Source organism: Pseudothermotoga sp. (genome assembly GCF_031962025.1).
Taxonomy (GTDB): Bacteria; Thermotogota; Thermotogae; order Thermotogales; family DSM-5069; genus Pseudothermotoga_B.
Window position 1 is genome coordinate 121998 of record NZ_JAVRKW010000003.1, and the last position, 23951, is coordinate 145948.

Annotated in this window: 27 protein-coding genes and 1 tRNA gene; 18 read left to right on the plus strand and 10 right to left on the minus strand. The window is 42.2% G+C overall.

Annotation, left to right across the window (positions count from 1 at the left end):
• The 5 genes from iadA to AC4E92_RS04020 all read right to left on the minus strand — a co-directional run bounded on the left by iadA (position 1) and on the right by AC4E92_RS04020 (position 4483).
• On the minus strand, positions 1–1167 hold the full coding sequence (gene iadA, locus AC4E92_RS04000) for a beta-aspartyl-peptidase (RefSeq protein WP_490239303.1): 1167 nt from the start codon (positions 1165–1167) through the stop codon (positions 1–3).
• Between the two features lie 8 nt (positions 1168–1175).
• Positions 1176–1385, minus strand: a complete 210-nt coding sequence (locus AC4E92_RS04005; RefSeq protein ID WP_490239304.1) for a hypothetical protein — start codon at positions 1383–1385, stop codon at positions 1176–1178.
• A gap of 63 nt (positions 1386–1448) precedes the next feature.
• On the minus strand, positions 1449–2279 hold the full coding sequence (locus AC4E92_RS04010) for a carbohydrate ABC transporter permease (protein ID WP_490239305.1): 831 nt from the start codon (positions 2277–2279) through the stop codon (positions 1449–1451).
• Entirely contained in the window at positions 2276–3124 is an 849-nt protein-coding gene (locus AC4E92_RS04015) for a carbohydrate ABC transporter permease (RefSeq protein ID WP_490239306.1), read from the minus strand. Before AC4E92_RS04015 ends, AC4E92_RS04010 begins: the two co-directional genes overlap by 4 nt.
• Positions 3125–3220: 96 nt before the next feature.
• Positions 3221–4483, minus strand: coding sequence for an ABC transporter substrate-binding protein (locus tag AC4E92_RS04020; protein WP_490239307.1), 1263 nt, complete (start codon positions 4481–4483; stop codon positions 3221–3223).
• Between the two features lie 118 nt (positions 4484–4601).
• Here AC4E92_RS04020 and AC4E92_RS04025 point away from each other — a divergent pair, with 118 nt between their 5' ends.
• Positions 4602–5177 (plus strand): hypothetical protein, encoded by a 576-nt coding sequence (locus AC4E92_RS04025; protein ID WP_490239308.1) that lies wholly within the window; start codon positions 4602–4604, stop codon positions 5175–5177.
• Between the two features lie 20 nt (positions 5178–5197).
• Here AC4E92_RS04025 and AC4E92_RS04030 read toward each other — a convergent pair whose 3' ends face one another.
• Positions 5198–6079: a DUF4438 domain-containing protein gene (locus AC4E92_RS04030; protein ID WP_490239309.1), complete on the minus strand. Its 882-nt coding sequence runs from the start codon at positions 6077–6079 to the stop codon at positions 5198–5200.
• 82 nt (positions 6080–6161) lie between these two features.
• On the opposite strand from AC4E92_RS04030, the gene AC4E92_RS04035 reads away from it, so the two are divergent.
• The 5 genes from AC4E92_RS04035 (at position 6162) to AC4E92_RS04055 (ending at position 8980) form a co-directional block, all read left to right on the plus strand.
• A complete protein-coding gene (locus AC4E92_RS04035) occupies positions 6162–6818 on the plus strand; it encodes an endonuclease III domain-containing protein (RefSeq protein WP_490239310.1) in 657 nt (218 codons plus the stop codon).
• 55 nt (positions 6819–6873) lie between these two features.
• Positions 6874–6964 (plus strand) — tRNA-Ser (locus tag AC4E92_RS04040).
• Positions 6965–7009: 45 nt separating this feature from the next.
• Positions 7010–7456, plus strand: coding sequence for a ribosome maturation factor RimP (rimP, locus tag AC4E92_RS04045; RefSeq protein WP_490239311.1), 447 nt, complete (start codon positions 7010–7012; stop codon positions 7454–7456).
• 14 nt (positions 7457–7470) lie between these two features.
• Positions 7471–8505 (plus strand): transcription termination factor NusA, encoded by a 1035-nt coding sequence (nusA, locus tag AC4E92_RS04050; RefSeq protein ID WP_490239312.1) that lies wholly within the window; start codon positions 7471–7473, stop codon positions 8503–8505.
• A gap of 7 nt (positions 8506–8512) precedes the next feature.
• Positions 8513–8980 carry a Fur family transcriptional regulator gene (locus AC4E92_RS04055; RefSeq protein WP_490239313.1) on the plus strand — a complete coding sequence of 156 codons (468 nt, stop codon included), beginning with the start codon at positions 8513–8515 and terminating at the stop codon, positions 8978–8980.
• On the opposite strand, the gene AC4E92_RS04060 is transcribed toward AC4E92_RS04055, so the two are convergent.
• The 4 genes from AC4E92_RS04060 to AC4E92_RS04075 form a co-directional block, all read right to left on the minus strand.
• On the minus strand, positions 8920–10134 hold the full coding sequence (locus AC4E92_RS04060; RefSeq protein ID WP_490239314.1) for a ComEC/Rec2 family competence protein: 1215 nt from the start codon (positions 10132–10134) through the stop codon (positions 8920–8922). The two genes, AC4E92_RS04055 and AC4E92_RS04060, sit on opposite strands and share 61 nt — an antisense overlap.
• Before the next feature lie 68 nt (positions 10135–10202).
• Positions 10203–11411, minus strand: a complete 1209-nt coding sequence (locus tag AC4E92_RS04065; RefSeq protein WP_490239315.1) for a 2,3-bisphosphoglycerate-independent phosphoglycerate mutase — start codon at positions 11409–11411, stop codon at positions 10203–10205.
• A 4-nt stretch (positions 11412–11415) separates the two neighbouring features.
• Positions 11416–13044 carry a tetratricopeptide repeat protein gene (locus AC4E92_RS04070; RefSeq protein ID WP_490239316.1) on the minus strand — a complete coding sequence of 543 codons (1629 nt, stop codon included), beginning with the start codon at positions 13042–13044 and terminating at the stop codon, positions 11416–11418.
• Positions 13010–13804 carry a GTPase gene (locus AC4E92_RS04075; RefSeq protein ID WP_490239317.1) on the minus strand — a complete coding sequence of 265 codons (795 nt, stop codon included), beginning with the start codon at positions 13802–13804 and terminating at the stop codon, positions 13010–13012. Before AC4E92_RS04075 ends, AC4E92_RS04070 begins: the two co-directional genes overlap by 35 nt.
• Before the next feature lie 80 nt (positions 13805–13884).
• On the opposite strand from AC4E92_RS04075, the gene glgD reads away from it, so the two are divergent.
• Genes glgD through dprA form a run of 12 tightly spaced genes read left to right on the plus strand, consistent with a single transcriptional unit; the run spans position 13885 to position 23944 of the window.
• Positions 13885–14991, plus strand: coding sequence for a glucose-1-phosphate adenylyltransferase subunit GlgD (glgD, locus tag AC4E92_RS04080; RefSeq protein ID WP_490239318.1), 1107 nt, complete (start codon positions 13885–13887; stop codon positions 14989–14991).
• A 10-nt stretch (positions 14992–15001) separates the two neighbouring features.
• On the plus strand, positions 15002–16264 hold the full coding sequence (locus tag AC4E92_RS04085) for a glucose-1-phosphate adenylyltransferase (protein ID WP_490239319.1): 1263 nt from the start codon (positions 15002–15004) through the stop codon (positions 16262–16264).
• Between the two features lie 6 nt (positions 16265–16270).
• A complete protein-coding gene (locus AC4E92_RS04090; protein WP_490239320.1) occupies positions 16271–17314 on the plus strand; it encodes a DUF4899 domain-containing protein in 1044 nt (347 codons plus the stop codon).
• Between the two features lie 15 nt (positions 17315–17329).
• Entirely contained in the window at positions 17330–17614 is a 285-nt protein-coding gene (locus tag AC4E92_RS04095) for a hypothetical protein (RefSeq protein WP_490239321.1), read from the plus strand.
• Entirely contained in the window at positions 17611–18516 is a 906-nt protein-coding gene (gene lipS2, locus AC4E92_RS04100; RefSeq protein ID WP_490239322.1) for a LipS2 family lipoyl synthase, read from the plus strand. The genes AC4E92_RS04095 and lipS2 overlap by 4 nt, the downstream gene beginning before the upstream one ends.
• A 2-nt stretch (positions 18517–18518) precedes the next feature.
• Positions 18519–19826: an electron transport complex subunit RsxC gene (gene rsxC, locus AC4E92_RS04105; protein ID WP_490239364.1), complete on the plus strand. Its 1308-nt coding sequence runs from the start codon at positions 18519–18521 to the stop codon at positions 19824–19826.
• Entirely contained in the window at positions 19823–20797 is a 975-nt protein-coding gene (locus AC4E92_RS04110) for an RnfABCDGE type electron transport complex subunit D (protein ID WP_490239323.1), read from the plus strand. Before rsxC ends, AC4E92_RS04110 begins: the two co-directional genes overlap by 4 nt.
• Complete coding sequence (locus AC4E92_RS04115; protein ID WP_490239324.1) at positions 20794–21462, plus strand: RnfABCDGE type electron transport complex subunit G; 669 nt, start codon at positions 20794–20796, stop codon at positions 21460–21462. The genes AC4E92_RS04110 and AC4E92_RS04115 overlap by 4 nt, the downstream gene beginning before the upstream one ends.
• Positions 21462–22070, plus strand: coding sequence for an electron transport complex subunit RsxE (gene rsxE / locus AC4E92_RS04120; protein ID WP_490239325.1), 609 nt, complete (start codon positions 21462–21464; stop codon positions 22068–22070). Before AC4E92_RS04115 ends, rsxE begins: the two co-directional genes overlap by 1 nt.
• On the plus strand, positions 22067–22642 hold the full coding sequence (locus tag AC4E92_RS04125; protein ID WP_490239326.1) for an electron transport complex protein RnfA: 576 nt from the start codon (positions 22067–22069) through the stop codon (positions 22640–22642). The genes rsxE and AC4E92_RS04125 overlap by 4 nt, the downstream gene beginning before the upstream one ends.
• 11 nt (positions 22643–22653) lie before the next feature.
• Positions 22654–22941: an RnfABCDGE type electron transport complex subunit B gene (locus AC4E92_RS04130; RefSeq protein ID WP_490239327.1), complete on the plus strand. Its 288-nt coding sequence runs from the start codon at positions 22654–22656 to the stop codon at positions 22939–22941.
• The gene (dprA, locus tag AC4E92_RS04135) at positions 22928–23944 is read left to right on the plus strand and encodes a DNA-processing protein DprA (RefSeq protein ID WP_490239328.1); all 1017 of its coding nucleotides are present in this window, start codon (positions 22928–22930) and stop codon (positions 23942–23944) included. The genes AC4E92_RS04130 and dprA overlap by 14 nt, the downstream gene beginning before the upstream one ends.
• The last annotated feature ends 7 nt before the right edge of the window (positions 23945–23951 follow it).

Consider the following 23951-nt stretch of genomic DNA (forward strand, 5'->3'; position numbering starts at 1 on the left):
TTATCCTCCTTGGACAGTTTCGAAGGTTCCCCTGACAATTACTTTGCAATTTGTCATCAGCACTTTACCTTTTGCTATGACATCGGTTATTGTCAGATCCTGATCGAATAGAATTATATCTGCATCATTTCCCTGAGCAAGGACTCCTTTGGCAAAAAGTTTGAGTACCTTTGCTGGATTTTGAGTAACTGCCTTTAGTGCCTTTTCAAGTGCTACGCCGTTTTTCACAGCGGTTTTGAACTGCTCATAAACTGAAGTTACCTTTCCAATATCAAGACCTATGAACTCTTTTTTCTCGTTGAATCTTGGCAGGCTTCCCTGACCATCGGAACTGAAGGTGATCTGATCTTCAAAACCGTTTTCGATGTACTGCTTCAGTGCTTTCCATGCCTGCAGATCTTGGTCCAAAAGGTCGCCGGTACTGGTTGTGAAATCAACAAAACCACCCATTTTTGCATAATTTAAGCCTTCGTCCAGGAGCTTTTTGTTTCTGTTTATATGGGTTGGTAGAAATTGACTGATTGGAATTTCAGTCTTATTCACTATCTCATAGATCATATCCAGCATACCTTCACCATCACCCAAATGAAGGTTCACGATACCCGCTTTGCCGGACAGAATCCCTCCAACCCTCGCATCGGCTGCGATTCTTTTGAGTTCTTCCAAAGTGGGTTGAGACGAACGATGATCGCTGATCGCTATTTCTCCAGCTCCGATGACTTTGTCGATCAGAATCAGATCGCTCACAAGATTTCCCGTGAAGGTAACCGGTGGAACCCTGTATGAACCACTGTAGATATAACTCGTCACACCTTCCTCGTCTAAGGTTTTTGCTTTTGCATACAGGGCATTGAGACTTCTTGTCACACCATCTGTGCCAAGACAGCCAACAACAGTTGTTATACCGCCCCTGACAAGGTCTGAAAAAACAAGTTCAGGTGTGCGGGTTTTGAACCCTCCCTCTCCTCCTCCGCCGATTATGTGAACATGAGAGTCTATAAAACCTGGCACGGCGATCTTGCCTGAACCGTCAATTATCTGAACATACGGGCTGTTCAGCACTATATCTTTTTCTATGGCAACTATCCTATCGCTGGCAATCAGAATGTCCTTTTTTCCAACAGGTTTTGGGCAAAAAACTTCAACGTTTTTTACAATTTTGATCATCCAATCACCTAAACCAACTGGTTAATTTGAGCATTGAGATAGTTTTCTGTTGCTATCCTGACCATTCTCAAGGCAAGACCATTTTGCTGATAGGTCATGAAGTTGAGAAGCTGGATCATCTGATCTTTGTTTAGAGTTTGTGGTGCTGGTTGTTGTGTGTTCTGTGTTTTTGAATAAGTATATGGATTGTAAGTGTATCCCACGCCTTCTACTCTCACAAAACCACCTCCTTCTCTCTCTTATACTAATCGGATCAAATAAGAAATCCTAAAGGTATTTTATCACCCTTTTAGTGCTCCCTGTGTTAAACCCTGAACGATGTATTTTTGTGCCACAGCGAAGACAAGAACTGTTGGTAACAGGGCAATGACAATACCTGCAGCCATCACATTCCACTGAATACCAGCTTTTGAAACGAATGAATAAAGTGCCACCGGTACGGTCATTTTGTGATCGCTGTGCAGAAACAAAACAGCCGTGAAAACTTCGTTCCAACTGTTGACAAAACAGAAACTGAATATCGCACCTACATTTGGCAGAAAAACTGGCAGCACGACTCTGAAAAGAGCGCCGAGTTTTGTACATCCATCGATCCAGGCGGCTTCTTCTATCTCTCTTGGCATGGACTTAAAAAATGCACGAATCATGATCGTACCGAAAGCTACACCAAGTCCAGTGTATATGATAATCACACCGAGCAGTGAATTGGTCAGCTTCAGCCTTGAAAACATCGTGAACTGCGGGATCATCAGAAGATAAGCTGGTATCATCTGAACAAAGAAAAGGGTTAACAGTAGAAAATGTCTGGTTGTGAATCTGAACCTTGATAGCACATAACCACTCATCAGTGAAAACACGGTTGAAAACAGAGCAGAAAAGGTAGCCACCAGAATGCTGTTTTTGAAATAAGTGTGAAATTTTGCAAAACTGAACAGATATCTGTAAGCCTCAAAGCTGATACGGCTTGGTAGGTATTTTATTGGAAAAGAGTAAATCTCTGTCGCTGGTTTGATAGAAGTCAGCACGATCCAGATCAGGGGAAAGACGGCTACAACAAGGTATAAGATCAATCCAGTAACTCTGAGTGCCGATAAGATTGGGTGTTTTTTCATAACTCGAATTCTCCTTTTTCTGAAATTCTCAGATAAAAGATAGAGAACAGAAGAAGTATGATGGTAATTATTACCCCTAGGGCTGATGCTTTACCGAAGTTGTTCTGATAATAGACTATGTTTATCATCTGCACAGACATGATATTTGTCGCTCCCGCAGGTCCTCCTCGTGTCGTGCCGTAGATTATATCTGGAAAATTCATGACCCAGATTATTCTCAAAAGAACGGTATTCATTATTGTCGGCTTGATGTAGGGTATGGTTATCTTTGTCAGTTTGCTCCATGTGTTCACACCATCTATTTCTGCAGCTTCGTACAATTCCTTTGGTATGGACTGCAAAGCCGCAAGGAGCATTATTGCAAAAAACGGTATCCCGTACCACACATTTATCATTATCACAGAAAACATGGCAAAACGTGGATCTGAAAGAAAACTTATGGGTTTGCTGATCAGATGCACTTTCATCAGAAAGTCATTGAGCACACCGAACTGTCCATTCAACATCCAAGACCAGAGCAAGCCTATAGCAAACCCTGACAGAGCCCATGGATAAAACACAATTCCCATGTACAGTCCTCTTCCTTTAAATGGTTTCACCAAAAGCAAGGCGAGAATGAGTCCGAATATGAGCTGAAAGATGACAGAAAAGAAGATCCAGATAAATGTATTCAAAAGAACATTCCAAAAATTTGGATCACTCAAAACCGCTCTGTAATTGTCAAAGCCGATGAATCTGGGTCTGTTAAGGTTGAAGACCGTCAGCTTTTGAAAGGAAATTACCCCCCCATATACCAGGGGGTAAAGGTTTATGAACAAAACCAGAATGAATGTTGGTAAAAGCATCCAAAAAATCCACAGTCTCAGTTTTCTTCACCTCATTAACGGCACATAGATATTCCAACCTCTCAAGCCCCCACCTTTACAGGTGGGGGTAGTTGATTATTTACCAAGACCTGCCTTTTTCCAGAAATCAGCCCATTTTTTCAGTGCATCTTCTGGTTTCATTTTTCCAAGCAGGACCTGTTGCATTGAAGTTTCCTGAAGTTCATTCCATTCACTCCAAGCTTCGTTGTCCAGCGGGTATTTTGTGAACTGATAGTGCTGTGGATCATCGAACATGGCTTTCCATCCATAGAATATATCGCTCTTGAAGTATGGATCGATATCGTAAACTCTCATATCAACTGGCAGAGCACCATAATCTCTGCACCAGAAGGCATTGATCTCTGGCGAGTTGAAGAATTCCAAAAATTTCCATGCGATGTCCTTGTACTTCGAATAACTGGTGATGCCCCACCCTGCAAAACCAATCGTTGGATAGGCTTTCCCACCTTTTCCGACAGGTAGTGGAGCAGTTCGGTACTTGTCCTGACCGAGAAGCTCGTTCAGAAGTCCGACAGTATCTGGATCCTGGAACAGATACGGTGTGATACCGGAGACAAAGGAATTCACCTGTTCATCAAAGCCCCAGTTTATGGAATCTTTTGGTGCAGTCTTGAAGAGTTCCAGATAGAAGTTGATACCATCGAGGGCGCGTTTGTCTTCAAAGATGAGTTTTCCACTTTTGGTCAAATACATGCAGTTTGGGTCAATGTCATCAAAGAAAGAGGTCATCACAATGTCTATAAACGCAGTTGGGTAACCTTTCCCGCGAAAATCAAAGCCGTACTGGTTCTGTTCTGGTTTTGTTATATTTTTGCAGTATTCAAGGAGTTTATCCATCGTCTTTGGAGCGTCTGGCAGGTTGTATCTGGAAGTTATATCAGGTCTGATGAAGAGGGTTTTCACATAAATGGCATTGGGTAAAAGATAAGCGGTGTTTTTGTAAGTTCTTGCAGCTTCGAGTACACCGGGAACAAGATGGTCTGTGATTTGGGATTTTGCAAGGTACGGTTCCAAAGACAACAATTTACCCATGCTCGCAAGGGCGCTTAAAGACCAGTCTCCGACTTCAACGATATCAAGTGGTTCCTCAGCACTCACCATGAGATAGATCTTCTGGTAAGCTGTTTCATAAGGTGGAGAGATCAACTCGATCTTGACACCGGGGTTCTGGGCTTCGAATTTCGAAATGATCTCTTCAAGTACCTTGGTTCTCAGGGGGCTTGTGAAAACCTGAATGACTTTCAAAGTCACTGCTTCAGCGAACAACAGGGAAAAACTGATCAAACCAATCATGACAACCACCAAAAACTTGCGCAACCTGATCACCTCCCAATACAGTATAATTATACAGGGTTGCGACGAAAACTGCTTTTTGAAAAATCGTTTTTGAGTATTAAATCATGGTAATATTTATACTTAAGGGGGTGTCGTAAAAGTGAAAAAAATGATGTTGATCTTTTTGCTTTTACTTTTTTCAACGCTCATGATTGGAGAAGTTTATTTTTGGTTTGATTCATCTTTCGGCTTTTCCACATACGGTGAACTTTATGCCAATGGTAGAAGATCTCTGAAGGCTTTAACAGACTATGGAGCACAGATCGGGTTTGAGTATGGACTTTTGAGAGGTTTGAGAATGGGTGTGAGTTTTGGGTTTTTAAGCATGAGTGTTGCAACAGACCTTGGTTCTGTTAACTCGAATTTGATCTGCGCTGGATTGCCCTTGAGTTTTACTTTTGATTTTCTCGATGTTGTCTGTCAGATAAGTGGTGGCTTTCTGTTCGTCCTTGCCGGTCCTACGGGTAGCCTGTCGGGCTTTGGCATGCCAGGAACGAGCAATTTTCAAGGTTTGATATACACCGCAAAAGCTGATTTTCTATGGGAGCTGAGCGATCAGTTTTCAGTGGGGATCGGAGCTGGTGTCAGGTTTCATGATCTGAATATCCCTACCAGAGATGTTTCTCTCAGATCTCTGAGCATACCGATTTCTTTGAAGATAAGCTACAGATTTTAAACGCAGCCAGAAGGCTGCGTTCAATCACGGAATCGACCTATTTTGAGGATCTTTGCTATATTTGCGTCCGGATTTATAAGCGGTTTTAATCTTGGCTGGGCGCAGGTCATCACAGTTGTTACTCCTGGACCGTGTCCGGCGTATTTGCAATCACTGTGTATCACCACGCCTATTGTGGCTGCTCCTTTTCTATAACATCTTCCAAATGCGTTGTCATGATCCTGTATGTAAACTATATCTCCGAATCTCAATTTGTCCAACCCGTATTCTTTGAGAGTTTTCTCGTCAGCGGTCATTATATCGTAATCTCCTGTGCCCATACTGGTGGATCCTATACCAGATCCCATCAAAAAAGATGGGACAACTGCAACAACAGGTACATGAAGTTGATTGTCTTTTTCGACTATTCCCATTTTTTCAAGTAGGTTCGGATCGATGTTGTACACAAAGACATCTGGATAGTCAAGGAGCTTCAAACCCTGTCCAAAACCTTTGATCAATATCTTGTCGTCCAGTGTGAGTTTTTCGAGTACTTCGTCTGGAAAATCGATCAAGACATGCTCAGCCCCACCGTGATGACCTGTGACAACACCCTTTGCACCCTTTGCATCTCCGGTGACGACTTTCGCTTCGTTTCCAATACACGCGTAGAAATTGTAACCTCTGTTTGGTCCTGAATCTCTTTTTTCCTGGTCAAGGATTGTAGAAACTCCCGGCTCAACATGATCCACTTCCCAGCCAAAGGCACAGTCTCCAACTTTCACGTTGTAAGTTATTCCCCCAGTTCCGGGTAGCATGAAAGGTTTTCCGTCGTGTGAAACAGAATGCCTTCCAGAGTGTTCCGGTTTGACAATTGTGCCCTGCACAGAAATCATGACCAGTCTGTCTTTGTTTGTTCTCATAAAAACACCTCCATGATATATCCTATCAGATTCGTTCGAAAAACGAATTTTGATATCATTTTTTCACAGGAGGCATCTGTGAGTGGACGTACAGAGTTTTTTGTTGAAGATCTACAAAATTTTTTATGAGAGTTATGGACCGCAGGGCTGGTGGCCCGCAGAAAGCTGGTTTGAGGTAGTCGTTGGAGCTGTTTTGACGCAGAATACTTCCTGGAAAAATGTAGAAAAGGCGATATTGAACCTGAAACACAACGGATTACTGGATCCTGAAAAATTGTATGCACTTTCGGATCAAGAACTCACAGTATTAATAAAACCTGCCGGTTTTTACAACATAAAGGCTCAAAGGTTGAAAAACCTGATGAATCTTTTGAAAGAATACGATTTTGAGTTTGAAAGGCTTTTGAAAAATATCTCAAGAGAGAAACTCTTATCTGTAAAAGGCATAGGGAAAGAGACTGCTGATTCGATATTGTTGTACGCTTTCAACATACCAGTTTTCGTTGTGGACAATTACACAAAGCGCATCTTTCACAGATTGGGAGTTGTCTCTGAAAAAGACGACTATGACAGCATTCAAAAACTCTTTCATCTGATTCCATCGGATGTCAAGATCTATCAGGAATATCACGCTCTGATCGTGAAACATGCAAAAGATATCTGCACCAAGAACAAGCCATTATGTGAGCGCTGTGCAGTTGAAAATTACTGCAAATACGGCGATGAGATTTTGGAATGATACTTGCGAATTCTTCTCATTTATGGTATAAATATTTTGCAGGTATTTAGATTCAGGAGAGGTGGCCGAGCGGTCTAAGGCGCACGCCTGGAGAGCGTGTGGTGGGCAAAACCCACCCGTGGGTTCAAATCCCACCCTCTCCGCCAAAGTACCGGGACAGATGTCCCGGTTTTTCAGTAGAGGTGATCTGTATGCAAGAGGTCATTGAAAAACTCAGACCTGTTGTCGTTGACATACTCAAAAATTTGGGACTCGATTTATTCGATCTTTCTTTTAAACGCCAGCATGGCAACTGGGTTTTGAGAGTTGTGATCGATGATCCAAGTGGATATGTGAGTATCAGGCAGTGTGAGAAGGTCTCCGATGAACTTGGTCGATACCTTGATCTGAACGATCTCATCGGGTTCAGCTATGTTCTTGAGGTATCTTCTCCGGGACTTGACAGACCAATGAGAGGTGTTCAGGACTATAAGAGATTTGTTAAAAGACTTGCCAAGTTCTGGCTTAAAGATGGAAGGTTCGTAATGGGACATATAGAGTATGCAGATGAGACCAAGGTCGTCATAAAAACAGAATCAGGAACGGTGGATTTTTCACCAGAACAGGTTAGCAAAAGTAAACTCGAGGTTGAATTTTAAGGAGGTGGATTCACATGAACCTTGCGCTTTTGGACGCGCTTGATGAAATCGAACAAGAAAAGGGTATATCGAAAGAGGAGATAATACAAATCCTTGAGAGAGCACTTGTGAGCGCCTATAAAAAGAATTTCGGCACGGCAAAGAATGTCGATGTGAAAATAGACCGTATGACCGGTGATGTACAGCTTTTTCAGGTCTTTGATGTGGTGGAAAATGTTCAGGATCAGTTGACACAGATGAGTCTTGAGGAAGCCAGAAAGATCGATCCACTGGCTGAAATCGGTAAAAAGGTCTACAAAAAGATGGTCGCGAAGAACTTTGGCAGGATAGCGGCACAAACCGCCAAGCAGGTGCTGATACAGAGAATAAGGGAGCTTGAAAAGGAAAGACAGTACGAGCATTACTCCAATCTCGCCGGTAGTGTCATCACAGCAGAGGTTATAAGGGTCACTCCTGACTGGGCAGATGTGAGAATTGGAAAAATAGAAACCAGATTACCAAAAAAAGAATGGATAGACAATGAGCATATAAAACCTGGTGATTTGATAAAAGTTTACGTTAAAGATGTTCAGAAGGACAAAAAGGGACCAAAAATCATCGTGAGCAGGGCAGCACCGGAATTTGTTGCAGGTTTGTTAAAACTTGAGGTTCCAGAGGTTGAAAATGGTATAGTACAGATTAAGGCAATCGCAAGAGAACCTGGGGTTAGAACCAAGATAGCGGTTGTTTCTACTAACCCTCAGGTTGATCCGGTCGGCGCATGTATTGGTGAAGGAGGAAGTCGCATAGCTGCAATACTCAAAGAATTGAAAGGAGAAAAAGTCGATATCTTCAAATGGTCTGAAGATCCAAGACAGTTGATTGCCAACGCACTTGCACCTGCTTCTGCCACAAACGTTGAAATACTGGACTTTGAGAAAAAAGCCGCCCGTGTTCTGGTGCCGCCGACCCAGCTTTCACTCGCAATAGGTAAAGGTGGTCAGAATGCCAGACTCGCCGCAAAGTTGACTGGCTGGAAGATAGATATAAAACCGGTAATGAACCTGTGAGAGGAGGATGGACGTGATCTACGAATCTTTGAGAAAAGAGCTCAGATCAAAAAAGTATAGAATGACCGCCCAGAGAGAGATTGTTCTGAAGGTCTTTGCTGAGTCGGGAGAAAAACACCTTGGAGCTGAAGACGTGTACAGAAGATTGATTGAAAAAAGGTACAGAATCAGCAAAGCAACAGTTTACAGAACCGTGGAATTGCTTTCAAAACTCGGTTTTCTCAGAAGATTGGAGTTTGGTGAAGGCGTTTACAGGTATGAATTGGCAACTTTTGATTCAGAAACACTCCATCAGCATGTAATTTGCAGAACATGTGGAGAGATCATAGAAATAGACGAAAAAACGGTGAAAGATCTGGTCAAGAGCGTTGAGGCAAAAACAGGCTATCTGATAAATGATTACGATATAAAGTTCTACGGTTTGTGCCCAAAATGCCAGAATAGAAAAAGCGCCAGTGCACAGAACAGGACATAGCCAGTTAGTCCAAGTGATAGGTTTGGAAAAATCGAGGAAAACTCGACCAATTTTCGAAGAAGATATATAAAAGGCGTTGCGCCCAGCAATAATGTCTGAGCCAGTTTTTGCAGGCTGATTGTTTTCATAATACTTGAAAGAAAACCAATCCAGATAGCCGGTGTAACTAAAAATGTTGCCGGAAAACTGATAAAAACAGTCAAAGGATTCAGGGATGAAAAGATGCTCAAAAAAGGCGCAACGCCGATAAACGCAGCGGTTGATACAGCAAGATTTTTCATCACAAAGCCGTATTTTTTAATCTTTTCCTGGACAAGTAATATTGCACCAGTCGCAGAATAACTCATCAAAAACGATGAAGATAAGATCGAGTAAGGTTCGATCAAAAGATTCACCGTACCGACCAGTCCAAGAACGTTGAGAGACTCCACAGGATAATCGGCGATCTTGAAAAAATTCCATACCAGCAGCATCATCGCTGCTCTAAAAGCCGATGCAGTTGGACCTGTACTGAGTGCAAATAGTAATGCGATCAAACAACTGATCGATCTTCTGAAGAAAAATCTATAAGTGAAAAAACTCACTATAATATCTGAAAGAGCATAGATAATTCCAACGTGAAGCCCGGAAACGGCAAACAAATGAGCTAAACCGCTCTGCCTCAGTTGCAGAGATTCATTTGCGTCAAACTCACCTTCGCTGAACAACAGTCCATTCATGATCCTTCCAAGGTCACCTAAGGTATTCTGGATAAACTCTTTGTTCTGCTCTTTCAATTTCTGTAAGATCACAAGTAGCCGTGAAAATCCCCTTGCAGATTGGGTAAGACCTGCACAGAAGATAGGCTCAAAAGTATAATGTGGATATGAAAAAGAACTGTATATCTTACCAAAGGCGTATATCTGTTCACCGGCTTTGAGATCTTTTGTTTTGACCTTTATCTGGTGGTTCAGGTTTTTCCATTTATTGTTCATAAAAATTTTCGCATTGGTCACTATGACGTGATTGGGATTTTTCACACTGACAAACCCAACGATCTCTGCCTGTTCTGGTCCAATGCTGGGTAGGGCAATTAAAAATCCCAAGATGATACAGATTGCGTAGACCTTAATGGCAGTTCCTTTGAAAAAGAAAAGCACGCTGATAAATGGCATAATTAAAAAGACCGGGGAAAGCAAAACCCCAGTCGATATTCCCAAAAACGAGATCAGCCAGAAATAACTCATGCACCAAATTTTTCAAGTCTCAAAGCGTGTGCAAGCATCAAAGACATCGCATCCACGGCGTACATGGTTCCCAAACTACCTTTTGCACATTCAAATTCGTCAAAGGATTTACTCAGACCTCTTCTGGTATATGCTGACCAGATCATGAAAGGCACAGGATGCCAGCTATGAGATTTCAAAATTGCAGGTGTCGAGTGATCACCCGTTACCACCAGAACATCTGGTTTGAACGCGAGTATTTGCGGGATCAACCTGTCGACATCTTCGATAACATGAACCTTTGCGTCAAAATCTCCATCTTCTCCATAAGAATCGGTTTTCTTGACGTGAAAGTAGAAAAAGTCATATCTGTCCCAGACTCCTTTGAGCGTGTTTATTTCATCCTCGATTGTACTACCGGTATCAATCACATCCATACCGATGAGTCTGGCTATACCTTTGTACATTGGATAGGTTGCTATTGCGCATGCCTTCAATTTGTATACCTGTGGGAATTGAGGAAGTTTTGGATATTTTGAAAAACCCCTGATCAGGGCAAAGTTCATCTTTGGTTCATCAGATAGGACCTTACCGATCTGCTTCATGAGTTCGTTAACCACTTCTGAAGTCTTTTTTGCCTGATCAGATAACGGCTGGGTGAAAACGATCGGCTTGCCTTCTTTCTGTGGATCGGCATCAGTCAATCTGTCATCGAGTCCTTCGCCTGTCAGTTTTACCACAAAGCGGTGTTCTTTCCCCGGATAAAAGGTTATCTTCACATCTTTTATATCCTTGATTAACCTGGAGAGCTTTTCCACCACCTTTGAACTCTCATCTGTGGAAGGTCTACCGGCTCTTCTGTCAACCACGATGCCATCTTTGACGGTCGCAAAGTTGGCTCTTGCGACTACGTCTTTTTCATCTACGGGTACATTCGAACCGAGTGCTTCTAAGATACCTCTGCCTATCTGATACTTCACAGGGTCATATCCAAACAGTGCCAGATGTCCTGGACCGCTGCCGGGTGTGATACCGGGCAAAACGGGTATCGTCTGACCAAGGTCAGATTCCATTGCCAGTCTGTCCAGATTTGGAGTTTTTGCCACTTGTAATGGTGTTTTGCCATCTTTTGGTAGATCTCCAATTCCATCCATTACCAGAAGAACGATTTTGGTTTGTGATGGCTGAACGACTTCACCGAGTAGTTGCTGTCTGTCGTAATTCATCAGATCACCTCCACTGTGCTCTAAAAGTTGAATATATATCTTCAAAGAGTTTGTTTTTCATGGGCTCGTTGATTTCTATGGATAGAGCCTTTAAAAGTTCAATGAAGAAATCACTCCCTCTTTGTACTTCAAAGTTCAAGTCTTCAAAAGAAAAACTTTCATCTTCGAGTTTGGAGACTTTTTTTGCAAAATGCCAGTGATATTCTTGAAGATCAGGCACAACATCGTTTACGAAATTGGAAAGGTCAAATCCGTTGTTCAATTTCACGTGGAACAAAAGTCTTGTCAATCCGATTGCGACAGCGAGCATCACACCACTTCCATAAATTGCGACCGCCGCTTTTGTGGCATTTTTTTCCATTTCAAACGGATCGCTTGAGCTTGCCAGAATAACTGCTAAAATCGTGTCAAGCCATTTTACAGTATCTGTATCGGTATCCTGTGATGGGAAGAACCCTTCTTTTAGCATCTGGGTTCTATCTGAATCTTCAACTGTATGAGCCAGCTTTTGTACATCCAGTTTTAATCCGTTCATGCATGATTTTACTGTTTTTACTTTCTGATTCATACAATCAGGGATGGCAATAGAACCATCCCATTCATTCATAAAGAAGATCAGTTCGTCCATCTTTTCTCTGTAGTCTTTTGACAGATCGTTGAGCAGAGAATAGGCTTCTTTTTTGTCAACGAAAAAAGTCAAAAGTACTTGATTGTACAAGATCATCTGATCATCACTGATCTGCCTTGCTCTGTCTATAATCTGCTTTGCCTGCTCATAAAAACCAAGACGTCTCAGTGTGAGCGCATATTCGTTTAAAAGTGAAATATTTTCCGGCTGGCTTTCAGTCAGTTGTTTGAGTATGTTCATGGCTTCAAAATGCTTACCCAGCCTGGAAAGTGAGTGCGACAGGTTGTATGCGCTGGCAAAGTCGTTTTTATCGAGCTCCAAAGCTTTTTTCAGGACTTTCTCGGCGTATTCATATCTTTGGAGTATGTTACAAGCCACACCGAGTCTTGAGTAAGCCTGAGAGAACTCAGGATCGATCTGGATTAAAGTCTGGTAAAAGTCACAGGCCTGTCTCACATCACCCAGTTCCATGTAACAATCTCCAATTCTCAAAAGTGGAAGCAAAAAATTCTTATCCAGTTCAAAGGCTTTTTGATATTCTAAAATAGCATCTTCTAGTTCCTTTTTTGTTCTGAGAATATTCCCAAGTTCATAATGTCCCAGTGCGAAATTTTCGTTTTTTGATACGCTGGACTTAAGAAAGATCTCTGCCAGTTCGTAATTTTTCAATTTCGATGCAATTAACCCTTTGAAAAAATCATATCTGTAGTCCTTGTCAAAATTTCCAGCCTTCTCCAACCAGTCTTCAGCAGATTTCAAATCTTCATCGTTGAGCGCAGCTTTCACTTTCTCGTAATAGAAGTACACAAGGTATGACCCATAGTATGGGTCTTTTGACAACTTGTACTGGGCTTCAAGACCGCGAATGACAATGTCAATTGGTATCTGGTTTTCATCGACTATTTTCGGGAAATCCTCGACCAGTACGGGAAGTTTTACCGGAAGATTTAATCTTTTAGCCTTATTTGGATCAAGTGGTAGATAAACGATCGCCTTGATCTTCATCCGCCTCCTGTGGGTATTCAAAACAGAATTTTCCAAGCTTTCCCTGAGCAATTGAATTGAACAAATTCACCATAGCTCTTTTTTTATCCGGCTGTCCTCCTTTGATGATCATCTTTTTTTCCAGTGCGTATTCACCAAGATAGCTCTCCAGATCTGTATTTTGTATATTTGCAGCCACGGAATATATTTCAAAGGCTCTCTGCAGAACCTTTGGCGGTACCATATCTACAGATAGACTTCCAACCAGTAAAAGCTTGGCAGCCAGATCTGTGCTCCACAGATCCGGTAAGAGCAAACCCGGTGTGTCGAGTACCCTGAATTTGTCCTTAACAGAAAACCACTGTAAACCTTTTGTTATGCCTGGAACTGCTCCAACCTGAGCAGATCGACTTCCTTTCAATTTGTTTATAAAAGTCGATTTACCGACATTCGGCACTCCCACAATTATGACAAAGCCGTTTTTTTGAACATGTGCTGTTATAAATTCGACGACAGCATCTCTTGAGCAACCTTTGTTGAAAATAAAGACATGTTCATTTGATTCCTCGAAAAACTCTTTCCACTGGATCACTCCTCTTTCTAAAGCCAGATCGGATTTTGTCAGGACTATCACGTTCTTCTTTGCTCTTATTGGATTTCGGCTGTAAGAACGAGTTGCAGCTGGAGCTCTTGCATCCAGCAGTTCTACAACCAGATCAACATCTTTCTTTATACGTTCAATGATTCTTGAAGCTTTCGCCATGTGTCCGGGGTACCACACAAAAAAACCTCCTTTAAGATTGTATACCAATGTGCGTTTTTCTATACTCAGATGATAAAATTAAAACGGAGGGGTCTTGTTTGAGAATTCTCGGTTTGATTCTCGCCGGAGGGCAGAGTGAAGCACTCGGTCCACTTGTTTCAAAACGGGCAAGTGCAGCCTTACCTGTTTTTGGTAAATACCGTGCCATTGATTTTACACTGAGCAATATGGTCAATGCGGGAATCAGAAAGGTAGGAGTTTTGACTCAGTACAATCCAAGAAGTCTTATGGATCACCTCGGTTCTGGTAAAGAATGGGATCTGGACAGGAAAAACGGGGGATTGTTCCTGCTGCAACCTTATGTCAGTCAAGAGGGATATTACTGGTACAAAGGGACTGCCGATGCCATCTTTCAGAATATGACACTGCTCAGAAGAGGCGAAGAAGATTATGTTTTGATTGGCTCCGGTGATCACATATACAAAATAGATTTTTCAAAGGTCTTTGAATTTCATATCTCAACCGGTGCAGATATAACCTTACTGGTCAAAGAGCTCGATGAGACTTACAACTTATCGCAGTATGGAATAGTTGAAATGTCTTCAAACAGAATTGTGAATATCGAGGAAAAACCCAGCAACCCCAGGACAAACATTGGTTTTCTTGGAATCTATTTCATGAACAAATACCTTCTGATGGAGCTTCTTTACAACTATGCGACCAGAGGTGAAACAGACCTTCTGAGTATTGTCATATCTCAACTGGACAGGCTGAAAGTCTATGGGTATCTCTTCAATGGTTACTGGAGAAATGTGAAAAAAGGAATAGCCGAATATTTCCGCATAAACATGGATGGTTTGAAAAAGGAAGTGCGTGAGGAACTGTTCTACAGACATGGCAAGATTTACACAAAACTGAAAGACCTGCCACCACCGAAAATCGGTGGAGCAGCAGTTGTGAAAAATTCCATAGTTTCAGATGGATGCATTGTCAATGGAAATGTGGAAAATTCCATATTGTTCAGGGGCGTGTATGTGAAAGCCGGTGCCATAGTGGAAAATTCCATCATTATGCAGGATACCGTTATTGAGGAAGGAGCCATTGTAAAAAACGCAATTCTGGACAAAGAAGTTCTCATAAGGCAGGAAGCACGGCTTGTTGGCAAGGATTCCATAGCTGTTCTGGAGAAAAGGGCAGTCCTATGAGGTGGTTTGAATGAGAAATGTACTTGCGCTCATTCTGGCTGGAGGTCACGGAAAAAGGCTTGGAGTTCTCACCGAGAAGATTGCAAAGCCAGCGGTGCCATTTGGTGGTAAGTACAGATTGATCGATTTCACTTTGAGCAACTGTGTGAATTCCGGGATCTATCAGGTAGGCGTGCTCACACAGTATCGTCCACACCTTTTGAACAATCACATCAACATCGGTAGACCATGGGATCTGGACAGGAAAAAAGGCGGAGTAACGATATTGCCACCGTATTTAGGTGGTGTAGCGGGCTGGTATAAGGGCACGGCAAATGCCGTTTATCAAAACATTGAGTATGTAGATTCATTCAACCCAGATTTTGTGATAATTCTTTCTGGTGACCACGTTTACGCGATGGATTACAATGACATCATTGATTTTCATATATTGAAAGGTGCACAAGGCACGATAGCCTGTATGGAAGTTCCAATAGAAGAAGCCAGTAGATTTGGCATCATGATAACAAATCTGGAGCACAAAATAATCGATTTTGAAGAAAAACCAGCTCAACCGCGGTCAAATCTCGCATCACTTGGGATATACGTTTTTAACTGGAATTTTCTCAAAGAATATCTGATCGAAGATGAAAAAGATCAGTCGAGCACACACGATTTTGGTCATGATGTAATACCAAAGATGATTCAGGATGGCAGGCAGATATACGCTTACAGATTCAGCGGTTACTGGAGAGATGTTGGAACGATTAAATCATACTGGGAGAGCAATCTGGAGTTGACAAGACCTATTCCACCTCTCAATCTGTACGATCGTCACTGGCGTTTCTACACACAAACCGAAGAAATGCCACCTGCCTACTGTGCACCATCATCAAAAATTGTCAATTCAATTATCAGTGAGGGTTGCGAGATCTACGGAACTGTTGAAAACAGTGTAATCTTTCAGGGAGTGTACATCGGTGAGAATACAGTCGTCAAGAACAGCGTCATAATGACAGGAACTTGTGTGGAAAAAGAATGTTTGATCCTGGATGCCATTTTGGCAGAACGTGTAATTGTACAGGATCATGTCGTAATAGGTCAGGGCGATCCCGCACCCAGTCGACTGGATAAAGAGATCTACAGCGATCATATAACTGTAATAGGTATGTATTCACAGATACCAGCCGGTGTTGTCATAGGGAAAAACTGTGTGGTTGGAATTGGTGTGACGCATCAGGACTTTGAATCGTCCCTGATAGAATCAGGTGGATATGTAATCCACAAGGGGTGAACTGTTTTGGATTTTTACTTTGTAAAGTATCGCCTGAAGAGTCGTGTCACGGCGGAAGAAGGTATTGGGTTTTTCTTTGGGAAAGCCAATGAACAGCCTGAATACGATCTAATAGTTCTTCCAAGCAGGTATTCAAGTTATCTGAATCTGGATCTTTCTCTTGAATATGCAAAATTCACTAAAGCCTTTGGTGAGATGAAGAATAAAATCTTCGCTCAAATTCCAGAGAGTGCTGACCTGTCACGTGAGTTTCTCAATTACCTTTCAAGCTACATCTCAAGAAAAGGCGCTCAGATCTTCGGCGCTGAAATCACCGCGGCAGTCCGGGACAACGACGCAGATCTTGTTTTGTATATCATCTCTGAGATATTCAAAGAATGGGCACCAAAGATCGATGTTACCGTTGATTTCAAACAGGTGAGTTATGAAGAAATTTCCGCAGAGAATTTCATGCAACTGTGGGAGCAATTTGACGATGATGGACTGGTTGAAGTTCTCAAAAGACCTGATATATCAGATCTTCCGGAAATTTTTCCCCTTGTAGATCCGATAAAGGGAAGAACTCTTGTCGATTTTGAACTGGGCGATCCGCTGTTTTTTGTTGTTCTCAACGTGAGAAACCCGGATAATTTAGAGAAACTGAAAAATCTCTATCCAAAACATTTTTCAGATAAAGGTAACATCATACCGCTGTCTGGAATTCTTATGGGCAAGGAATTGTTGAGAGGCAAAAAACAGGAATACTTTTTGATAAAGGTTGATATGGGTGAGGGAATAATAGCCAGAGGTATTGTTCCAAAATCTGTGAAGATCATGTCAGAGATGAACAGATTTCAGGAAAAGGTCAATTCTATGCAACAGCAGAAGTGGGAAGAGAAGATATCTGAGATGGTTCAGGCTGGTGAGCCGGTGAAAACTGCAAAAGCAGAATCGCGCCCGGCAAAGGCTTCGTATGAATCAAGCGGCTCTGATTTTCTCCTTGCTTTTTTGATGACCCTGATGGTCCTTGGTATAATACTCATAGCATCGTACTTTTTTACGCAATTTTGATCGAGGTATATTTATATGAAAGGATTTCTGATTTTGGATATGATCGTCGGGCTTTTGCTGATAAATCTAATAGCATTGATAGCTTTTTCGATGGTTTCACAACAAAAAACCATCATGAGAAAAGCGTACGAAGTGGATTTATCAAAGCGCACGGTGATCAACATTTTAGCCAGAAAAACTGTTGATGCCCAAATTCCAGAACGGTTAAACGGTTTTGATATAAAATCTTTGGGTGGTAATATTGATTTAGAATCTGACCAGAAGATATATGTCTATCGAATCGGAGATGATAAGAATTGATACTCAGAGCATCGGTTGGAACATTGTACAAGCTTGGGTTGCGCAAGGGAAAAGCACCAGAACTGAAAACAGCTTATTTGATGCTCGATGGGAAATGCCAGTTCAACTGTCTGTACTGCACACATGCCCTGATGTCCAGAACCGATCATAGATTTTTGAGCCGCGTAGTTTGGGAAGAAATTCACATTAATCAAATCATAGAATCCATAAAGACCAGCGATCTAAGCAGAGTCTGTGTTCAGACTGTTTCATACAAAGGTTATCGTCAGGATTTGAAAAGTCTTTTGACTGAACTTAGAAAGACCGAAAAATCTATTTCCATCTCTGTACGCGCAGAGAATATTGATGAAGTCAGGGAATACTTTGATCTTGGTGCAGATAGAATTGGTATTGCCCTGGATGTTGCGAGCGAAAGACTTTTCGCAACGATCAGAGGTGGGAGTTTTAAAAAGACGATGAAACTGCTTGAAGATTGCTCGCATTTCTTTGCCGGAAAGATTTCAACTCACATAATCGTTGGATTGGGTGAGACTGACAGGGAAGTTGTCGAACTCATGAAAAAAATGCACGAACTTGGTATTCAGACAGCTTTGTTTGCTTTCACGCCGATGAAGGGAACGATCCTTTCCTCTGCTGAAAGACCCCCGATTGAGAGATATAGAAGGATTCAATTGGCACGTTATTTGATATTCACTGACAGGGCAGATCTCATCATTTTAAAAGCGAATCAAATAATCGGTTTTAAGCAAATTCCGCCTGATGCCAACAATGCTTTACTGACAAGTGGATGTCCTGACTGTTCAAGACCGTATTACAACGAAAGACCCAGTGAAGAACTCTATAACATACATTCGAAGGAGTTTCTCAAAAATGTCGATCTGTTGCGGGAGGTGAAATGGTGAGGTTGCTGAGCTTTAAAGGAGGTATCCACCCACCTGAAAAAAAAGAACTGGCTAAGGAGTCAAAATTAGTCTATCTTGAACCGTCGGAAGTAGTCTATGTCTTTCTTTCCAACCACGCTGGAGCACCTGCAAAATGCGTTGTGAAAGAAAATGACCAGGTTAGAACAGGACAGGTGATCGGAGAGCCCGCTGGCTTCATATCAGCCTATGTCCACTCTCCGGTGACTGGTATCGTAAAAAAGATAGACAAGATTTATCATCCTTTACAGGGTAGACCAATGGATGCGGTAGTCATACAAAAAACCTCCGATGATGAATGGCAGTATCTGGAACATCCAGATTGGGTGAATCTTGGTAAAGAACAGCTTCTTGAAATAATCAAAAAAGCCGGGATAGTTGGTCTTGGTGGAGCAATGTTTCCAACTCATGTTAAGCTCTCACCACCCCCTGACAAAAAAATAGATACCTTCATAGTGAATGCCGCTGAATGTGAGCCATATTTAGCGATCGATTACAGATTGATGCTCGAGAAAGCTCAGGATTTGATTCTTGGCATAAAGATAGTCATGAAGATACTTGAAGTTCAAAAGGCATACATCGGTATTGAATCGAATAAAGTGGACGCGTATGAAAAGTTGAAAGATGCCCTGAGTTCAGATCAAATCGAACTGAAACTCTTAAAGACCAAGTATCCTCAGGGAGCAGAGAAACAGCTCATATACGCTATAACTGGTAGAAAAGTGCCTGTTGGTGGTCTTCCAATGGATGTCGGTGTTGTGGTACAGAATGTGCAGACTGTTATTGCAATAAAGGAAGCCGTCGTGGACAAAAAGCCACTTATTCAAAGAGGGTTGACAATAAGTGGAGAAGGCGTGAACAAACCTGTTAACGTTGTGACAAGGATAGGCACCACTGTGGAGGAACTTTTGAAGTACGCGGGAGGAATCAAAGAAGAAGCTGAAAGAGTAATTCTCGGTGGTCCGATGACCGGTGTAGCCATAAACAGGCTGGATATACCGATCATGAAAGGCACAAGTGGCATCACTGTGCTTTTGAAAGAAAAAGAGTATGTTCAAAAAACATGTATAAGATGTACAAAGTGTGTTTCTGCATGTCCTATGGGATTACAACCGTATCTACTGTATTTACTCAGCAACAAAAAAAGATACGATGATGCTGTTCAGGAAGGTCTTATGGCTTGTATTGAATGTGGCTCATGCGCCTATGTGTGTCCTTCAAAAATAGACCATGTACGGGCTATAAAACTTGCCAAGAAGGTCTATCAGGCTCTGAGGGGTGGTAAGAAATGAAATTGATCACCAAAGATGCACCACACATAAGAAGCGAAGATAGTGTGAGAAGTATCATGATCGATGTTTTGATTGCTCTTGGTCCTGCTGTTGCTGGATCAGTTCTGTTTTTTGGATGGTATGCACTGTTTTTGTGCCTTTTTGGGGCATTCGCTGCTGAAATGATTGAGTGGTTCATAGTCAAAGTTCTCAGAAAGCAGAAAGAATTCGTGCCGGATTTTAGTGCCGCAGTAACGGGACTTTTGCTTGCGATGAATCTTCCACCGACTGCTCCATGGTGGCTTTTGCTGATCGGTGTAGTGGTGGCAATAGGTATTGCAAAGCAAGCCTTTGGCGGTATCGGTCAAAATATATTCAACCCGGCACTTGTTGGAAGAGTTTTTCTTTTGATTTCGTTTCCAACGCTTATGACAAGATGGATTGATCCATTGATGTCTTTCTCAAAATCTCCATGGGATGTATTGACTTCAGCCACTCCGCTTGGTGTCTTAAAACAGCAGGGATTGTCGCATGCTATGAGCAGATTCAGTTATACAGACCTTTTCTTTGGCAACATAGGTGGATGTGTAGGTGAAACCAGTGCACTCTTATTGATAATTGGATTTATTTATCTGTTGTACAGAAGAAGAGTTAACCCTGTAATACCTTTATCGTACATAGGAACTGTCTTTCTCTTTTCAGGTCTTTTCTATTTCATAAATGCCGACAGATTTGGCACACCTTTGTTCCATATTCTGAGTGGCGGACTTTTTCTCGGTGCCCTGTTCATGGCTACAGATATGGTCACAAGTCCTATGACTTTGAAAGGTCAAGCTGTTTTTGGTCTGGGGTGCGGCATTGTCACAATGATAATAAGGTACTTCGCTGGCTATCCAGAAGGTGTTTCTCTGGCAATACTTTTGATGAATGCTCTGACTCCTTTGATAGACCGCGCCTTCAAACCAAAGATCTTTGGTGAGGTGAGATCATGAGAGAATATATAAAAATGGGATTGATTCTACTTTTATACTGCGCTTTGGCTGGTTTTGCGCTCGGTCTGGTTTATACGGTCACAAAAGATCGTATCGCTTTGGCAGAGCTTGACAAGAAATTTCAAGCCATAGAAGCGGTATTGAAAGATGAAAGTGGGCAATATATTGTACCCCTACAGAAAATCAAAGCAGTTGTCTCTCAAACAAAAGGCGAAACAAAGGTGGTCTTTGAAGACGGCAAGGGAAAAGTATATTCACCTGTGTATCAATTTGAATCTGATGCTGGGACAGTTTATGTGTTGAGTGGTTCGGCTGTGGGATATGGAGGAGCAGTTTCTGTTGTAGCGAGTTTCATAAGAAAAGCCGATGGCTTTGAACTTTTCTCGATCCGCGTGACAGATTATTCGCAGGAAACACCTGGTCTTGGGGCAAAAATAGGTGAAGAGGAGATTCAGAAAAGATTCTATCCGATTGAACCATCTGCACTTGAAAATGGACTTCGCGTTGATAAAGATGCCAACATGTCAGACCTTTCAGCACAGGAAGCTAAAGCAAAGGGAGTGGTGAAGGTCAGCGATGTGATGACTGGTGCGACAATCACTCCAAGAGCAGTTGTAAATGCAATCAATTCCATGCTCTCTTATTTGAAATCGGGGGTGAAATGATGAGCCAACTGAAAGAACTCACGAAAGGTTTTTTCAAAGAAAACCCCACCTATGTTCAGGTTCTTGGAATGTGTCCGACTCTTGCGGTTACAACGAGTGCAATCAACGGACTTGGAATGGGACTTGCCGCAACAAGCGTGCTGGCTCTGTCAAATGTGGTGATTTCTTCGATAAGAAAAAGCGTACCCAAAAATCTCAGAATACCAATTTTCATAACTGTCATAGCAACCTTTGTCACCATCCTTGATCTACTGATGCACGCTTTTATCTATGATCTGTGGAAAACGCTTGGGCTTTTCATACCGCTCATAGTGGTTAACTGCATAATCATGGGACGTGCCGAGGCATTTGCTTCAAAAAATGGTGTATTCGCTTCTTTTCTCGATGGAGTTGGTGTCGGTCTTGGATTTACAGGGTCCTTAGTTCTTTTGGGCAGTATCAGAGAGCTTCTTGGTAATGGAACCATCTTCGGGTTGAAGCTTTGGGGCAAAGCTTTCAACGTTTTTGCCATGATATTACCCCCCGGTGGTTATATGACCCTCGGTCTTCTGGCTGCGTTCTTTGCCTTTATAGGAATGAAACGCAAAAGTAGGGGTGAGCAGAAATGAGAGTTTTTCTGATACTGTTTTCCGCACTTTTGGTCAATAACTACGTTTTTATACGATTTCTGGGGATATGTCCGTTCCTTGGTGTCTCCAAGAAAATGGACACGGCAGTTGGTATGGGATTTGCAGCTACATTCGTGCTCGTCATGTCGTCGGTGATCACATGGCTTGTGAATAAATTGCTCGTGGCAATGGGAGTTGCATTTTTGCAGATCGTGGTCTTTATACTTGTGATAGCAACCTTTGTGCAGTTTGTTGAGTTTTTTCTCAAAAAGAACAGCCCGGGGCTTTACGAAGCGCTTGGGATTTACCTGCCATTGATCACCACAAACTGTATCATCCTTGGAGTTGCATTGCTAAACGCACAGGCAAATTACTCGCTACTACAAGCTGTTTCACATGCACTTGGTGCTGGACTTGGATTTTTACTTGCCCTGGTCATCTTTGCCGGGATCAGAGAGAGGCTCGAGCTGTATGACCTTCCCAAACCTTTTGAAGGATTACCGATAGCGCTGATACTCGCTTCCATAATCTCAATGGCTTTCATGGGCTTTCAGGGTTTGATAAAAATGTGAGGTGATAGAGAATGACTATTCTTTATTCGACTCTGTTGCTGACAGTACTTGGTTTTGCCTTTGGTACCTTTTTGGCATATTCTGCGAAAAAATTCGAGGTGAAAGAAGATCCCAGGGTCGAAATGATAAAGCAGGTTCTTTCTGGTGCCAATTGCGGTGCCTGTGGATATGCTGGCTGTGAAGCCTATGCAAAAGCTGTAGTTGCTGGCAAGGCATCATACGATATGTGCATACCCGGCAGACCATCCGGGGTTGCAGATAAAATAAAGGAGATCATGCAGAGAAATGAATCCAATTGAGATCTTTGCACTTTCTTTTTTTGGAAAACTCTCGATCGAGCAGATTGAACAGGCTATTTTAAAATTCAGCCGTGTTGATGAAATACTGAAAGCAGATTTCATTCAAGGATATGAAAGATTCAAAGCACATTACGATGAAAAATTTCTATTTGATCAGGAAAAAAGAGCTGAAAAAATCGGTGCAAAGATAGTAGATTTCTGGAGTAAAGATTATCCTGAGCTTTTGAGACAGTCTATTTCTCCGCCTGCTGTTTTGTTCTGTCTTGGCGATGTGAGCCTATTGAACAGAACCTGCACAGCAGTTGTTGGCACAAGACGTGCAACCGGCTATGGGAAACTCGTGGTGAAAAAAATCGTACCTGATATGGTACACGCAGATCTTGTAATAGTGAGCGGTATGGCATTTGGCATTGACAGCCTTGCTCATCAGAGTGCGATCGAGAACAACGGCAAGACAGTGGCTGTACTCGGAACCGGTGTAGATGTGTGTTATCCATCTTCTAACAAAAGACTCTACGGTGAAATACGCGAAAATGGGTGCATTGTCAGTGAATATCCTTTTGGTACAAAAGCGGCTAAGCAGAATTTTCCGGCAAGAAACAGGATAATTGCCGGTCTTTGCAGAGCAACAGTTGTCGTTGAAGCACCGCTGGACAGTGGAGCCATGATCACCGCACGATTGGCTGCAGAGATGGGAAGAGATGTCTTTGCAGTGCCGGCGGATATAGACAGAGAAATGAGCCAGGGATGTAACTGGCTTTTGAAAATGGGCGCAATCCCGCTGACTGATTCTTCCCAGATACTCGAATACTACGGGATAAAATCCACAAAAAACCAAGAGCAGGACGATTTTTTGAAAATTTTCAATCAGGGACCTTTGCTGGCAGAGCAGGTCGCAGATAAGATGAATTTAGAACTTTCACAGGTTCTGTCGAAATTGACGGAATACGAACTGAAAGGTCTGATCATGAAGTTGCCAACTGGGCATTACAATAGAGTTTAGAGGAGGG

What these genes read in the sequence shown, in the direction of transcription:
- iadA (WP_490239303.1), bottom strand. Translation starts at nt 1,167, where the DNA reads ATGATCAAAATTGTAAAAAACGTTGAAGTTTTTTGCCCAAAACCTGTT.
- AC4E92_RS04010 (WP_490239305.1), bottom strand. Translation starts at nt 2,279, where the DNA reads ATGAAAAAACACCCAATCTTATCGGCACTCAGAGTTACTGGATTGATC.
- AC4E92_RS04015 (WP_490239306.1), bottom strand. Translation starts at nt 3,124, where the DNA reads ATGCTTTTACCAACATTCATTCTGGTTTTGTTCATAAACCTTTACCCC.
- AC4E92_RS04030 (WP_490239309.1), bottom strand. Translation starts at nt 6,079, where the DNA reads ATGAGAACAAACAAAGACAGACTGGTCATGATTTCTGTGCAGGGCACA.
- rimP (WP_490239311.1), top strand. Translation starts at nt 7,010, where the DNA reads ATGCAAGAGGTCATTGAAAAACTCAGACCTGTTGTCGTTGACATACTC.
- nusA (WP_490239312.1), top strand. Translation starts at nt 7,471, where the DNA reads ATGAACCTTGCGCTTTTGGACGCGCTTGATGAAATCGAACAAGAAAAG.
- AC4E92_RS04055 (WP_490239313.1), top strand. Translation starts at nt 8,513, where the DNA reads ATGGACGTGATCTACGAATCTTTGAGAAAAGAGCTCAGATCAAAAAAG.
- AC4E92_RS04060 (WP_490239314.1), bottom strand. Translation starts at nt 10,134, where the DNA reads ATGCCATTTATCAGCGTGCTTTTCTTTTTCAAAGGAACTGCCATTAAG.
- AC4E92_RS04065 (WP_490239315.1), bottom strand. Translation starts at nt 11,411, where the DNA reads ATGAATTACGACAGACAGCAACTACTCGGTGAAGTCGTTCAGCCATCA.
- AC4E92_RS04070 (WP_490239316.1), bottom strand. Translation starts at nt 13,044, where the DNA reads ATGAAGATCAAGGCGATCGTTTATCTACCACTTGATCCAAATAAGGCT.
- AC4E92_RS04085 (WP_490239319.1), top strand. Translation starts at nt 15,002, where the DNA reads ATGAGAAATGTACTTGCGCTCATTCTGGCTGGAGGTCACGGAAAAAGG.
- AC4E92_RS04095 (WP_490239321.1), top strand. Translation starts at nt 17,330, where the DNA reads ATGAAAGGATTTCTGATTTTGGATATGATCGTCGGGCTTTTGCTGATA.
- AC4E92_RS04110 (WP_490239323.1), top strand. Translation starts at nt 19,823, where the DNA reads ATGAAATTGATCACCAAAGATGCACCACACATAAGAAGCGAAGATAGT.
- AC4E92_RS04115 (WP_490239324.1), top strand. Translation starts at nt 20,794, where the DNA reads ATGAGAGAATATATAAAAATGGGATTGATTCTACTTTTATACTGCGCT.
- rsxE (WP_490239325.1), top strand. Translation starts at nt 21,462, where the DNA reads ATGAGCCAACTGAAAGAACTCACGAAAGGTTTTTTCAAAGAAAACCCC.
- AC4E92_RS04125 (WP_490239326.1), top strand. Translation starts at nt 22,067, where the DNA reads ATGAGAGTTTTTCTGATACTGTTTTCCGCACTTTTGGTCAATAACTAC.
- AC4E92_RS04130 (WP_490239327.1), top strand. Translation starts at nt 22,654, where the DNA reads ATGACTATTCTTTATTCGACTCTGTTGCTGACAGTACTTGGTTTTGCC.
- dprA (WP_490239328.1), top strand. Translation starts at nt 22,928, where the DNA reads ATGAATCCAATTGAGATCTTTGCACTTTCTTTTTTTGGAAAACTCTCG.